This is a genomic window from Paeniglutamicibacter sulfureus (genome assembly GCF_039535115.1).
GTDB classification, from domain to species: Bacteria; Actinomycetota; Actinomycetes; order Actinomycetales; family Micrococcaceae; genus Paeniglutamicibacter; species Paeniglutamicibacter sulfureus.
In genome coordinates, this window is the sequence record NZ_BAAAWO010000001.1 from 2,259,961 (window position 1) to 2,272,161 (window position 12,201).

Genomic DNA, 12,201 nt, shown 5'->3' on the forward strand with positions numbered 1-12,201 from the left:
GCCGCCTTTCGCATTGACGGGGAGTCATTCCAGGCCCCCCGCGGCCCTGGAGTCAGTTGAGGCAAACCGGTTGGACTTTTTTCCGTTCCGTAGGGTTCGGGGAACAGGGAGCGACCTGCAGCAAGGAGAACTTTGGGCCGTACAGCCCGAGGTTCACGTCGCACTGCGCCTTGTAGAGGGTCTCGGGCACCAGTCGTACCCACTGCCCGTGGAATTCAAAGATGTCACCTTCCCCATAGCTGCCGCCCCGCGCCAGCAACATGCGGGCCAGATGGTGCAGCATGCCCGGGGACCCCTGTGGAAATTCGGTGAAGTCTTCCATCCCTGCGATGAGCTCGGGCAAGCCTTTGTCAGTCAGTCCAACCGAGTAGCAGACTTCCTGTCTGTGTTCGGAGTCGGTGTCGTTGACGACGGCGTAGCCCTCTTGGCAAATCAGCTCGCGAATCGGCCGCAGAAACTCCAGGCTTGCGGGATCCGAAGCCGGTCCAAACAGCATGTCCTTAACGCTTTCGGCCCGTGACAGGTCCGTGGCCGACCGGGGCCGACACCGACTTGAACATCAGTGCGGGAGTCGACGGCGGCACCTCGCGATCCATGAAATGGATTTCCAGCACCCGTGTTCCGTGCCCGTAACGAGAGTAGGCACCCAGGGCGAACTTGGTGGCCCCGTGCATGGTGGAGAAATACAGCTTCCGTCCGTCGGGCCCATCGGCCGTGTGGCCGTTGTCGAAGTGTTCATGGCGCCGGGTCACCGAGGTTGCAAAGCCGTTGAGTAACCGGTTGGTTTCGGCCATGTCGAGGCCGCGGACCAGGAATTCCGACTCACCCAGTTTCGCGAGTCCGACGGTGTAGCCGAAACACCGGCGCAGATTGGGGTCTTCCACATATTGAACGGCCCACCCGTATTGATCGATCAGGTTGTCGATGCTTTGCCGCACCTCGTCGGCCGTCCACCCATCGCATTCGAGGCACATGATTCCCGCTCCTTGGTTCGTCCCCACGTTTTGCTGACATCTCCCAGTGTTCGCCGTTCCCGTCGTGCGGTGGGGCGCCGGGTGGGAATTGTGGATAACGTCCGAGACGGACGGCGGGTCCGGCACCCGGGGCACGGGTTCGAATCCGCCGTCTCGTCGCCGGAGCCGGTGGCTTTCAAAAGGAAGGTGACACACCGGGGTGCGGGCAGGCGGTCCCGTCCGGAGGTCTTGTCCTGCAGCGTGCCGGGCTCCCTGCCGATCTGCCGTGAACCCACGGGGTTATTGCTGCGCCGCGAACCCGACCGGGACCGCGGCGGCCGTCCAGATGCTGCCGTCCTTGGCGCTGGTCTCGAACAGCAGCAGCACGCCGCCGCCGGAGCCTGGATTGTCCCACTGGATGCTCCCGCTGAACGGCCCCAAGTCGGGCCCGGCTCCGCCCGTCACGATCCCGGTCCCGAGTGCCTCGGCGCCACCGTGGGATCGGACCACGACCTCCACTGTCCCCTCGAATGCGCGCGAGGTCCCGGACAGGGCCACGGGAGAGGTGATCGGGTCGCCGGCCCTGGGTGAATCAAGAACGATCTCGCTGCTCATCGCCCCGATGGCGTACCAATTGCCGTCGGTGAGCTGGCGCAACAGGACGGTGGTCACGGCGCCGTCCGATATGGCACGGACCTCCAATTCACCCGAGCGCGAATCGCCCTGCATGAAGTCCCCGTAGACCGGGTCGGTGAAGCCCGCCAATTCCTCGGCGAATCCGGCGGCGGCTTCTTCCGGCGCCGCGTAGCGCAGCGTGCTTCCCGGATCCGGCCAGACGACCATCGCAGCCTCAGCTGCGGGCAATGACGGCGCGGCACTGGGTACATCCGAGGCACTCGACGTTGGCGAGGGGGTGGCGGAGGGGCTTGCCGGCGCACTGGTCCCCAGCGAGGCCGTCGTTCCCGGACCGTCTTCGCCAGGGCCGTCCGCGGGCTGCATCAGCAGGATCGCCACCCAGGCCAGGGCGGCCGCCAGTGCCACCACGAGAAGCGCGACAACGATCTTGCGGCCACGGCCGGACGGTGCTGGGTTCTGACTCATGAGGCACTGTAACAGCGCGCCCGGCGCCGAAACGAGACCGGGGAGGCCGCTTTTCGGTGACGTTTCCATTGCATCCAACGATCCCGCACCGGGACGAAGGAAACGGGCGGAGCACCTGTCGAAACGGTACTCGTCGGGCGTGGAGAGGCCGGACGCCAACGGCTCCGGTTCTGTCCACCCGGGGGGATGGACGAAGCGGAGCCGTTGGATGGATCCGAAGTGCTACTGGCCCTTCGAGGCCTCGGCTACGGCGGCGGCAACTGCCGGCATGACGCGGGGGTCAAGCGGCGAGGGCACGATGTAGTCGGCGGAGAGCTTGTCCTGCGCCAGTTCGGCGATGGCGTGGGCCGCGGCGATCTTCATGTCGGAGGTGATGCGGCGGGCGCCGGCATCCAGTGCACCGCGGAAGATGCCGGGGAAGGCCAGCACGTTGTTGATCTGGTTCGGGAAATCCGACCGTCCGGTGGCGACCACGGCTGCGTACTTGGCGGCAACGTCGGGCATGACTTCCGGATCCGGGTTGGACAGTGCGAAGATGATCGCATCGTCGTTCATGCCGGCCAGGTCCTCTTCCACGAACTTGGAGGAGGAAACGCCAACGACCAGGTCCGCTCCGTCGAGCGCCTCGCGGATGCCGCCGATCAGGCCGTCCTTGTTGGTGATGGCCGCGTACTTGGCCTTGATGGCGTTCAGGTCGTCGCGGTCGCGGTGGATGATGCCCCTGGAATCGACGAGCACCACATCGCCCAGGCCGACGTTGATGAGGATCTCGGCGATGGCGATGCCCGCGGCGCCTGCACCGGAGATGACGGCGCGCATCTGGCCCAGTTCCTTGCCTGCAACCTTTGCCGCGTTGAGCAGGGACGCCAGGACGACCACGGCGGTGCCGTGCTGGTCATCGTGCATGACCGGGCAGTCAAGGGCCTCGATGAGGCGCTCTTCGAGTTCGAAGCAGCGCGGGGCGGAGATGTCCTCGAGGTTCACGGCGCCGAAGCTGGGGCGCAGGCGAACCAGGGTTTCGATGATTTCGTCGACGTTTGTGGTGTTCAACACCAACGGGATGGAGTCGAGGCCACCGAATTCCTTGAAGAGCGCGCTCTTGCCCTCCATGACCGGCAGCGAGGCAGCGGCTCCGATGTCGCCCAATCCCAGCACGGCGGTTCCGTCGGAGACCACCACGACCAGGCGCGAAGCCCAGGTGTGGGTCGCGTGCATGGCAGGGTCCGCGGCAATGGCGCGGGAAACCTGGGCCACACCGGGGGTGTAGGCGATGGAGAGGTCCCGCTTGGTGGCCAGCGGCATCTTGGACTGGACCGTGAGCTTGCCGCCGATGTGGGCGTCGAAGATATCGGCCTCGGTGATGGAGGCGGCGGCGTTAAGAGAGGTGTCAATGGACATGGAAGACTCCTTGAAAGTTCTGAAATGTGTCGGAGCGAGGAATCGATTCGATGATCGTAGATGTCGTAAGTTTCGGCCGATCCCACGTCGACGTGGTGATCACCTACTGCTTAGCCTCGCTGTGCGTCTGCCGGCCCGGGGTGGGGGCTCAGACGATGCGCACTGGTCAGTACTTTCTTTAGACCGTGGTCCACACACTACTGCACTTCGACGCTATCGTGCCACCGCTTGGCGCAACCATCGTGAAACAAACGCCACCGGCAGGCCGCCGGGGAACAGCGGATCCGGCATGCGGACCCGCATCAGCGACGCGCGTCCGACCGGCACTTTTGTGCGGCATCATGCATGATGGAAGAATGTCGTCTCCAACACCGTCATTGAGCAAGGTCAGGGCCTTCCCCGCCCTGGAAAAGAAGGCCGCGGCAAGGCTCGCGGCGGCCCTGGAAGAATCAGCGGACACCACCATTTTTGTCAATGGCACCACGTTGCAATTGCCGGATGTCGCCCATGCGGCACTCATTGAGGTGCTCCAACGCATGGCGCTCGGCGACGAAGTGAGTGTGAGTACCGTCGAATCGTTATTGAACACCTCGCAAGCGGCGAAAATGGCGGGCGTTTCGGCTAGTTACCTGCGCAAACTTACCGATTCGGGAATCATTCCCGTCGAGTACCGCGGCACGCACCGCAGGATCCGTCCCGCCGCGGTGCAGGCCTGGCTCGACAACCGCGCCGAAGCGCCGACCGACACCCCGGAATAGGCCCAACCGCAACTCCACCGTGCTGGATTCGGCGGGCAAGACCTTCGTATGTTGGAAGTGGCCGCAATGGCGGATGAAGGTGCTTGAAGGAGTGGGAAGCCGTGTTCCGGAATCGTTTGATGCGCCTCTTGCTGGGCGGTCTTGCGGGTGCCGGAATGGTTCTGGCGCTCTCGGGTTGCACCGGCGGTCCGGCACCGGCGCCACCAACAACCGGGACAGGGACGTCTGAGTCCAAAGCCCCCTCGGTCTCCGCCCCGCCGTCAAATGTTCCGTCAAGCGTGCCGACACCGATGCCGGCACCGTTTCCGACGCTGACACAAACACCGACACCGTCACCGTCACCGTCTGCCAACGGTTCCGCGATCCCCAGCGAGGTTCCGTCCGCCGCTGCCGCACCGAGCAGCATCCCGACCCCGGCAACGCTGCCGCCAAAGCCCTCCGATTCGGCGAGCGCCACCGGATCCTCGGTTGGAAGTCCCCCGCCGGCTGAAACTCCCGCCCCGGAGTCCCCGTCCGCCACAGCGCTGCCGGAGACGACGACCTCCTCATTGACGATTTTCTACGTGGCGGTCAGTGACCAGGGCAAGGCAGGTCCCATGATTGGTTGCGGCGACAGCATCGTTGCCACCGAAACGGGTCCGGTGATCTATGCCAGCCAGGTGGAGGCGGCCATGAGCGGCTTGCTTGAGAACAAGGAAATCGAGCTCGGCCAGTCGGGCCTGATGAATGCGCTCGCGGGTTCGGACCTGTACTACGTCTCGTCCACGGTGTCGGAGGGCATCGTCACGGTGGAGCTCACCGGAGAGCTCAGCTCCGGCGGCATTTGCGACGATCCGCGCATCATTGCCCAGCTCACCCACACCGCCATGGTTGCCGCCGGGACTGAAGAAGCCCGGATCCTCATCGATGGCGTTGATATCGGTGAAAGCCTTAGCCTGAAATAGCCCGGTGTTGACTTATAGGCAACAAGTGTTGATAAAGTGCCGGTGTGACCTCAACTACAGAACCTGGCATGGGCAGTGAAACCGAAATCGCGATGACCCGTGCGGCCGCGCACGAATCACTCTTCTCGGAGCGCGCATCGCACATCAAGCAATCCGCGGTCCGCGACGTCTTCGAACTCTCCCTGGACCCCACCTTGGTCTCGCTGGCGGGCGGCAACCCCTACCTGCAGTCGCTGCCCCTGGAAAAGCTCGGTGCGATGGCCTCCGAGCTGATCGCGACCCAGGGCATGACAGCGTTGCAGTACGGCAGCGGCCAGGGCACCGAGGAACTGCGCCTGCAGATCTGCGAGGTCATGGCCGAGGAAGGGATCACCGGGGTCGACCCAAATAACATTGTGGTCACCACCGGGTCACAGGCCGCACAGGATGTCGCCTGCAAGGTCTTCTGCAATCCCGGGGACACGGTGCTGTGCGAGGATCCCACATATGTCGGCGCCCTGAACACCTTCGAGGCCTACCAGGTGCGCGCCGAACCCGTTGCCACCGACGAACACGGACTGATTCCCTCGGCCCTGCGCCAGCGCATCGACGAGCTGCGCAGCGAGGGGGCACGGATCAAGTTCCTCTACACGATCCCCAACTTCAACAATCCCTCCGGCATCACCCTGGCTGCCGAGCGCCGGGCCGAGATCGCCGAGATCTGCATCGCCGAGAACATCCTCATCCTGGAGGACAACCCGTACGGCATGTTGCGCTATTCCGGGGAACCGATCAAGCCGCTGCGCGCCTACCACCCGGACCACGTGATCTACATGGGCTCGTTTTCCAAGATCCTGGCACCCGGCCTGCGGATCGGCTGGGCGGTGGTTCCCCCGCACCTCTTCCGTCGCTTCTACCTGGCCGCCGAGGCCGTCACGCTCTGCCCGGCAACGTTCAACCAGATGCTGATCAGCAAGTACCTCTCGGAGCATGACTGGCGCGGGCAGATCCAGACCTACCGGGAACTCTACGCAGGGCGCTGTGAGGCGATGCTTCAGGCCCTGGACGAGTACATGCCCGACGGTGTTGGGTACACCCGGCCCGAGGGCGGGTTCTTCATCTGGGTCACGTTGCCGGAAGGAATCGACACCTACCCACTTCTGTCCAAGGGGATCGAGGCAGGGGTGGTCTTCATTCCCGGTGCTGCCTTCAGCCCCCACGACGCCCCCAGCCACCGGTTGCGTCTGGCCTTCAGCGCGGTGCCCGAGGACAAGATCCGCGAGGGAATCAAGCGCCTGGCCCCGGTGCTGGCCGAGGCCATCGCCGAAAACGGCGTCCGCTAGGAACTGCCGCACCAGCGCGGTGGAACTCCCGCGCGGAGGGATTCACGACTCCTGCCGGAAGGCGCATGATGTAGCCATGTGGTTTGGATGGATCGAGTTCGATCTCTTACTGGGAGATGTGCATTCGCTCAAGCAGAAGCGTGCCGTCGTGCGCCCGATACTCAGCGAGATCAGGCGCCGCTTCGAGGTCTCCGTCGCGGAGACCGGCGGACATGACCTTCACCGGCGCGCAGGGGTGGCCGCGGGACTCGTCGCGGCGGACGCCGTGCACGTGATTGAGGTGCTCGACGGCATCGAGCGCCTGGTCGCGGCCCGCCCTGAAGTTCAACTGCTCAGCGCGCGCCGTCGCCTGGATTCCTCCGAGGACGAGTAGCAGCGTCGTTCACCCACCGCTTGGCTGTCGGCCGGTCTGGAGGAAATCGCTAGTGGATCACCCAGGTGACCACGCCCAACAGGGTGCAGACAACGGCCAGGAGGATGCCCAGACGCGGGGCAATCCATGCGGTGACCTCGCCCTCGCTCGGCGGTGCCGGTTCAGGGGCGGGGCCCGTGGCCGCTGCCGCGGGTACGACTGCCATCTCGTAGGCCAACAGGATGCGCGAGGGCGCGAGCATGGTGGCCATCGAAGCGGTGACATTGGATACCGCGACGATCTGCAGGACCGAGGATCCCATGCTTGCCGCCGCCTGGGCCTGGGTTGCGGCCAGCATGGAATTTGCCGCCGTATTGGATCCGGAAATGAATCCGGCCAAGCCGTTGACGACCGGCCCCAGCACCAGATATCCGGCACCGATTCCGGCCAGCGCCGCACCCAGCTCCCTGCCCATTCCGGTGGCCGCGAGCAGTGCACCCAGGATGGTGAATCCGCCGGTGGCTATCCCCACGGGAATCCAACTGCGGTAGGCCAGGGCAGCGCGTGCGCGCAGGCCGGAGGTTCCGCCGCCCAGGGAGGCGGACCCATATTGGGCGACCAGGCATGCCACCACCAGCCAGACGCCGCCGCTGGTGATGGCGCGCTTGAGCAGGGAGGCTTCCATCGGCGAACTCAACGCGCGGGCAGCAAGCAAGCCAAGAGTGAGCACCGCATAGGGCAACAATGCCACCCGGACCGCGCGCCCGGCCGGAACCAGCGACCCGCCGATCCTGAAGGCCATCAGGTGCGCCGCCAACACCAGCAGGGAGCCGACGATGCCCGCCGGCGGGGTGCCCATGAGCAGGTTGGCGAACAGGATGCCGGCGTTGAGCAGCACCGCGGCGCCCATCAGGTGCGCCAGCAACCGCCCGGGCCTGGTCGATTCGCCGCGCAGCACCAGCCATGCGGTGATTCCCGCGCCCAGTACCACCGGCAGGGTCAACAGCGCCGAACGGACACCCACGTCGAACAGCGTGAGCCCGGCCAACTCGGCTGCCACCAGGGTGCCGGGACCCAGCGCTCCCCAGGGAACGGCAACCAAACCGAGCAGGCTCAGGATCGCGGAGTGCTTCACCGAATGTCCCAGTTGGATCAACAACGGGACGCCCACGGTGACGCCAATGCCAAAGCCCGTGACCGACTCGGCGAAGGGAACCAGCCCAAAAACCACCAGCACCGTCCCGGCCTGCTGGTTCGAGGCGCTTTGCCGCAGCCAGCCGGAGATCCTGTCCATGGCACCGGTTTCTGAAGTGATGCGCGAGAGCAGCACGCCGCCGAAGAGAATCAACAGCACCTCGAGGATCGTGGGCCCGAACATGGCCCCTGCCCGCATGAGTTCAGCGGGCGGCGTGGGGAAGAAGAAGACTGCCGCAAGCACGCCGGTGAGCAATGAGTAGATGGCCATGGTGGTGGCCTTCGTCCGGGCCAGGAACAAGCCCATGGCCACCACGATCGGGGAGGCGGCAGCCAGTGCCAGCATGCGGCGGTTCCTTTGGTCGGGGCGCCGCCCCCTGGGGGTTCACGCGGCATGTTCTGCTGCGATTGACCATACCGCTCCGACCACGAAACAACGAGTTGGTTGCGGCGGCAGCCCCCCATAAGGTCATGGCAAACGAGAACCGCCGCACGCTTCACATGGTGAGCGTACGGCGGGTCCCGGGATCGGATTCGGTGGGGAAGTAGGGGCAGGCTCAGGCGGTGCGTCGGGCCGGGGTCGGGTTCTTGCCCAGGGCCAGGCCCAGTCCGGCCATGCCGACGCCCAATGCGAAGTGCAGGATGTTGTCAGCGGTGTTGACCGGGACAAAGTTCGCGGCACTGGACTGGTCGATGAAGACGCCATAGAAACCCAGCACCAGATAGATGATTCCGCCGACAACGAGGAAGGTCTTTGCCTTGGCCGCACTGCGCCACAGCGTGAGGCCGAGGACGCCGAAGAGCAGGTGGACGACGTTGTGCAGAACCGAGACCTGGAAGATGCCCAGCAACATTGAGCCCGAGTGGTGTCCGGCCATTCCAAGGTGTTCGGTGTTGCTGGTGATGCCGGGGATGAAACCCAGGATGCCTACCAGCAGGAATACAGCGCCGACGGCCAACGCCACGTACTGGAGAAGGGAAGGGCGGGTGGTGATGTGTGTCGAGGCCATGATGGGCTCCTTGGTTTCCTGTCGATTTTCAACGCCTCTGCGTTGCTGACAAAAGGAATTCGGAACCGCCGTGCCGACGGATTGCCCGAAACACAAAAAGTTTTCAGGAAGGAACCGGTGCCTCGTGGAGGTCGTCGTAGTCGTTTCGTGCCCGGATGATTTTCTCGGCATGGTCCTGGGACCATGCCCGCACGACGGCAAGGGGGCCCAGCAAGGTGGCACCAAGTGCGGTGAGTTCGTATTCCACCCGTGGCGGCACCTCGGGGTAAATGGTCCGGGTCAACAACCCGTCACGTTCTAGGGAGCGAAGGGTTTGGGTGAGAACCTTGGGTGTGACCCCGCCGATGTCCTGCCGCAGCTGCGAGAAACGCCGCGGCCCGGATTCCAGGGCCAGGAACACCAATGGCGTCCACTTGTCCCCCATGCGCTGCATGATCGAGCGCGAGGGGCAGTCGGGGCTCATCACATCGAAGGCACGCCGTTCAGTATCCATCAGGTAACCATATTACGTTGAGGTACTCAATATCAATTGGATACCATAGACGTCATGCAACTGTGCGGGCCGTGATGGCCCGCACCACCAGAGAGAAGGGAACAGCCCATGAAGATTGCCGTTTACGGAGCCACCGGAATGGTCGGCAGCCAGATCGTCGCCGAGGCAGCCAAGCGTGGACATGACGTCACCGCCGTGTCGCGCAGCGGACGCGAAGTCCAGGGAACCGCCAACGTGGCCACCGCCGAACTGGGCGACATGGCGGCCTACCGCGCCCTGGCCACCGAGAATGACGTAGTCGTCTTCTCGATTCCGCCGTCGCGCACCGGTGAGTCCCACCAGCCTTTCGTCGACGCACACGAGGAAATCTCCGAGACCCTCGTCCCGGCCCGCGTCTTCATCGTTGGCGGGGCCGGCGCGACCGAGGTCGACGGCGTGCGCCTGTTCAACATCCCGGGCTTCCCCGAGGAATATATGCCCGAGGCCCGCACCATGGGCGAGGTCCTTGACTTCTACACCTCGGCTTCCGGCCTGGACTGGACCATGCTGGCACCGGCACCGGTGATCGCCCCGGGCGAGCCGACCGGAGCCATCGTCCTGGGCAACGACTCCCCCGCCGGAGACAAGGTCAGCACCGGGGACTTCGCCGTTGCCGCCCTGGACGAGCTCGAGGATCCCAAGCACCAGCACCGCCGTTTCACGGTGGCAAGCGCCTAAAGGCCTTACCGCGACGCCGTCGCGCGGGATTCATCCCCGCGTTACAACGGGTGCGGTGGGACCGGGAATACCGGTTCCCCCGCACCCGTCGGCAATTAACCTCCAGACGTCGGTGCCGGGAATCGGCTATGAACTCGCCCACACAGCCCTGCGCCATGTCCGCGTCGCGGACTAAGGTGGATGGCGGTACCTAGCTGCCCGCGCTCCCGCCGCCATCCGCCCCGGGAGCCTCGCGGCCGGCCACCACACATCACTTCATCGGTTCGCAGGAAGCAGCTACATGAGACACGTTCGCCCCCTGGCAACTCGCCTATTCCCGGCCGCAACGGCCCTGGCCGCGGCGTTGGTGCTCGCCGGCTGCGCACCGGCCACCACGACGCCGGAATCCGGCACCGATGCCGGCACTCCGGTCGCCGGCGGCACCCTGGTCTACGCCTCAGGCGATGCCGAGCCCGACTGCCTGGATCCGCACGTGGGCGGCAACTACCCCCAGGCGCTGGTCTCCTCCCAGTACCTGGAGACCCTGTACACCAAGGCCGCCGATGGAAAGCTGGTTCCCTGGCTCGCCGAGGATTCCACCGTCTCCGCCGACGGGCTAACCCGCACCGTGAAGGTCCGCGAGGGCATCAATTTCACCGACGGCACCCAGTTGACCGCCGAGGCCGTCAAGGCGAACTTCGAGCACCTGCTCGATCCCAAGACAGCGTCCTCCACCGGGTTCCTGGCCCTGGGCAAGATCGATTCCATGAAGGCGATCGACGAGGCCACCCTCGAGCTGAAGCTCAAGGCCCCCGACAACTCCCTGCTCGAGTCCTTCTCGATGCCGTGGGTCTCCATCCAGTCCCCGGTGGCGCTCAAGCGCAGCCAGGAAGAGAACTGTGCTGCACCCGTGGGCACCGGCCCGTTCAAGGTCGCATCCTGGAAGAAGCAGGACGCGGTGAACATGGTGCGCAACGAGGACTACGTGCAGCCTGTGGCCACGCCCGGCCACGAGGGCGCGGCCTACCTGGACGGCATCACCTGGCGCTTCATCCCCGAGGCCGCCACCCGCTACGCCGCCCTGCAGGCCGGCGAGGTCCAGATCATCGACAACGCCCAGCCCGACACCATTGCCGCCGCCGCCAAGTCCCAGGGCATCGAGCACCTGGACGCACCCCGCCCCGGCGCCTCAAACCGCATCGAGCTGAACTCCTCCAAGGCCCCGTTCAACGACGCCTTGGTCCGCGAGGCCTTCATCCACGCGGTCAACGTCAATGCCGGCATCGACTCGCTCTTCTTCGGCACCGCGCCGCGCTCCTACTCCCCACTCGCCAGTGTCGAGCCCCTGGCGTACTCCGCTGAATCGCTCTTCGGCTACGACCCGGCCAAGGCAGCGGAACTGCTGGATGCCGCCGGCTGGACCGAACGCGACTCCGAGGGCTACCGCATCAAGGAGGGGGAGCGCCTCTCGCTCACTTTCCCGGTGAGCACCAGCCAGTCGATCCCCGCCGAACAGTCGCTCTTCGAGCAGCTGCAGGCCACCGCCAAGGAATCGGGCATCGAGGTCAAGATCAACCTGCTGGATCTCTCCAGCTGGTACGGCGAACTGTTCAAGAACAACTACAACCTGGTCTCCGCGCCCTACACCAAGGTCGGCCCGAGCGTACTGAGCATTCTCTTCCACTCGGATTCGACCATCCCGGCACCCTCGGGCTACTTCGCCAACCTCTCCCAGGTCAAGGATCCGTCGCTCGACGCATTGCTGGAAACCGCCGGTTCCACCGAGGACGAGGCACAGCGCAAGGACCTGTACGCACAGGCGCAGAAGTTGGTGCTCGAGGGCTACTACCTGCTGCCGCTCTACAACCAGCAAAACCATTTCCTCCACTCCTCGAAGCTGCAGAACGTGGGAACCACCACCGCGGTGGCCACACCGACGTTCTTCGACACCTGGCTGGCCAAGTAGCCCACTGCCCCGAA

General features: G+C 65.0%; 13 protein-coding genes. 6 read left to right on the forward strand and 7 right to left on the reverse strand.

Translation table 11 applies throughout. The annotated features are described in order from the left end of the window. Positions 1–52: 52 nt before the first annotated feature. From ABD687_RS10330 to ABD687_RS10345, 4 genes are all read right to left on the reverse strand, one after another. On the reverse strand, positions 53–496 hold the full coding sequence (locus ABD687_RS10330; RefSeq protein ID WP_264269500.1) for a hypothetical protein: 444 nt from the start codon (positions 494–496) through the stop codon (positions 53–55). A 4-nt stretch (positions 497–500) separates the two neighbouring features. Next, positions 501–974 carry a DUF4262 domain-containing protein gene (locus ABD687_RS10335; protein ID WP_310291500.1) on the reverse strand — a complete coding sequence of 158 codons (474 nt, stop codon included), beginning with the start codon at positions 972–974 and terminating at the stop codon, positions 501–503. 279 nt (positions 975–1,253) lie between these two features. Then, a complete protein-coding gene (locus tag ABD687_RS10340) occupies positions 1,254–2,054 on the reverse strand; it encodes a Gmad2 immunoglobulin-like domain-containing protein (RefSeq protein WP_310291497.1) in 801 nt (266 codons plus the stop codon). Positions 2,055–2,276: 222 nt separating this feature from the next. Continuing rightward, on the reverse strand, positions 2,277–3,452 hold the full coding sequence (locus ABD687_RS10345; RefSeq protein ID WP_310291495.1) for an NAD(P)-dependent malic enzyme: 1,176 nt from the start codon (positions 3,450–3,452) through the stop codon (positions 2,277–2,279). A gap of 356 nt (positions 3,453–3,808) precedes the next feature. Between ABD687_RS10345 and ABD687_RS10350 the strand changes: the two genes are divergently transcribed. From ABD687_RS10350 to ABD687_RS10365, 4 genes are all read left to right on the forward strand, one after another. Next, positions 3,809–4,210, forward strand: a complete 402-nt coding sequence (locus tag ABD687_RS10350; RefSeq protein WP_310291492.1) for a helix-turn-helix domain-containing protein — start codon at positions 3,809–3,811, stop codon at positions 4,208–4,210. Positions 4,211–4,500: 290 nt separating this feature from the next. Further along, positions 4,501–5,154, forward strand: a complete 654-nt coding sequence (locus ABD687_RS10355; protein WP_310291489.1) for a hypothetical protein — start codon at positions 4,501–4,503, stop codon at positions 5,152–5,154. A 68-nt stretch (positions 5,155–5,222) separates the two neighbouring features. Further along, the gene (locus ABD687_RS10360) at positions 5,223–6,476 is read left to right on the forward strand and encodes an aminotransferase-like domain-containing protein (RefSeq protein ID WP_310291486.1); all 1,254 of its coding nucleotides are present in this window, start codon (positions 5,223–5,225) and stop codon (positions 6,474–6,476) included. A 76-nt stretch (positions 6,477–6,552) separates the two neighbouring features. Then, the gene (locus tag ABD687_RS10365) at positions 6,553–6,849 is read left to right on the forward strand and encodes a DUF503 domain-containing protein (RefSeq protein WP_264269507.1); all 297 of its coding nucleotides are present in this window, start codon (positions 6,553–6,555) and stop codon (positions 6,847–6,849) included. 49 nt (positions 6,850–6,898) lie between these two features. Here the strand turns inward: ABD687_RS10365 and ABD687_RS10370 are convergent, their stop codons facing one another. The 3 genes from ABD687_RS10370 to ABD687_RS10380 form a co-directional block, all read right to left on the reverse strand. After that, the gene (locus ABD687_RS10370; protein WP_310291484.1) at positions 6,899–8,368 is read right to left on the reverse strand and encodes an L-lactate permease; all 1,470 of its coding nucleotides are present in this window, start codon (positions 8,366–8,368) and stop codon (positions 6,899–6,901) included. 211 nt (positions 8,369–8,579) lie between these two features. Then, a complete protein-coding gene (locus tag ABD687_RS10375; protein WP_310291481.1) occupies positions 8,580–9,032 on the reverse strand; it encodes a DUF4383 domain-containing protein in 453 nt (150 codons plus the stop codon). Positions 9,033–9,135: 103 nt separating this feature from the next. After that, positions 9,136–9,525: a winged helix-turn-helix transcriptional regulator gene (locus ABD687_RS10380; RefSeq protein WP_310291478.1), complete on the reverse strand. Its 390-nt coding sequence runs from the start codon at positions 9,523–9,525 to the stop codon at positions 9,136–9,138. A gap of 108 nt (positions 9,526–9,633) precedes the next feature. On the opposite strand from ABD687_RS10380, the gene ABD687_RS10385 reads away from it, so the two are divergent. Together ABD687_RS10385 and ABD687_RS10390 are read left to right on the forward strand one after the other, a co-directional pair. Next, positions 9,634–10,242 (forward strand): NAD(P)-dependent oxidoreductase, encoded by a 609-nt coding sequence (locus tag ABD687_RS10385; RefSeq protein WP_310291474.1) that lies wholly within the window; start codon positions 9,634–9,636, stop codon positions 10,240–10,242. A 280-nt stretch (positions 10,243–10,522) separates the two neighbouring features. Then, positions 10,523–12,187 carry an ABC transporter substrate-binding protein gene (locus ABD687_RS10390; RefSeq protein ID WP_310291472.1) on the forward strand — a complete coding sequence of 555 codons (1,665 nt, stop codon included), beginning with the start codon at positions 10,523–10,525 and terminating at the stop codon, positions 12,185–12,187. The last annotated feature ends 14 nt before the right edge of the window (positions 12,188–12,201 follow it).

Coding starts and splice junctions, on each gene's coding strand:
- ABD687_RS10330 (WP_264269500.1), bottom strand. CDS start 496: ATGCTGTTTGGACCGGCTTCGGATCCCGCAAGCCTGGAGTTTCTGCGG.
- ABD687_RS10335 (WP_310291500.1), bottom strand. CDS start 974: ATGTGCCTCGAATGCGATGGGTGGACGGCCGACGAGGTGCGGCAAAGC.
- ABD687_RS10340 (WP_310291497.1), bottom strand. CDS start 2,054: ATGAGTCAGAACCCAGCACCGTCCGGCCGTGGCCGCAAGATCGTTGTC.
- ABD687_RS10345 (WP_310291495.1), bottom strand. CDS start 3,452: ATGTCCATTGACACCTCTCTTAACGCCGCCGCCTCCATCACCGAGGCC.
- ABD687_RS10350 (WP_310291492.1), top strand. CDS start 3,809: ATGTCGTCTCCAACACCGTCATTGAGCAAGGTCAGGGCCTTCCCCGCC.
- ABD687_RS10355 (WP_310291489.1), top strand. CDS start 4,501: ATGCCGGCACCGTTTCCGACGCTGACACAAACACCGACACCGTCACCG.
- ABD687_RS10360 (WP_310291486.1), top strand. CDS start 5,223: ATGGGCAGTGAAACCGAAATCGCGATGACCCGTGCGGCCGCGCACGAA.
- ABD687_RS10365 (WP_264269507.1), top strand. CDS start 6,553: ATGTGGTTTGGATGGATCGAGTTCGATCTCTTACTGGGAGATGTGCAT.
- ABD687_RS10370 (WP_310291484.1), bottom strand. CDS start 8,368: ATGCTGGCACTGGCTGCCGCCTCCCCGATCGTGGTGGCCATGGGCTTG.
- ABD687_RS10375 (WP_310291481.1), bottom strand. CDS start 9,032: ATGGCCTCGACACACATCACCACCCGCCCTTCCCTTCTCCAGTACGTG.
- ABD687_RS10380 (WP_310291478.1), bottom strand. CDS start 9,525: ATGGATACTGAACGGCGTGCCTTCGATGTGATGAGCCCCGACTGCCCC.
- ABD687_RS10385 (WP_310291474.1), top strand. CDS start 9,634: ATGAAGATTGCCGTTTACGGAGCCACCGGAATGGTCGGCAGCCAGATC.
- ABD687_RS10390 (WP_310291472.1), top strand. CDS start 10,523: ATGAGACACGTTCGCCCCCTGGCAACTCGCCTATTCCCGGCCGCAACG.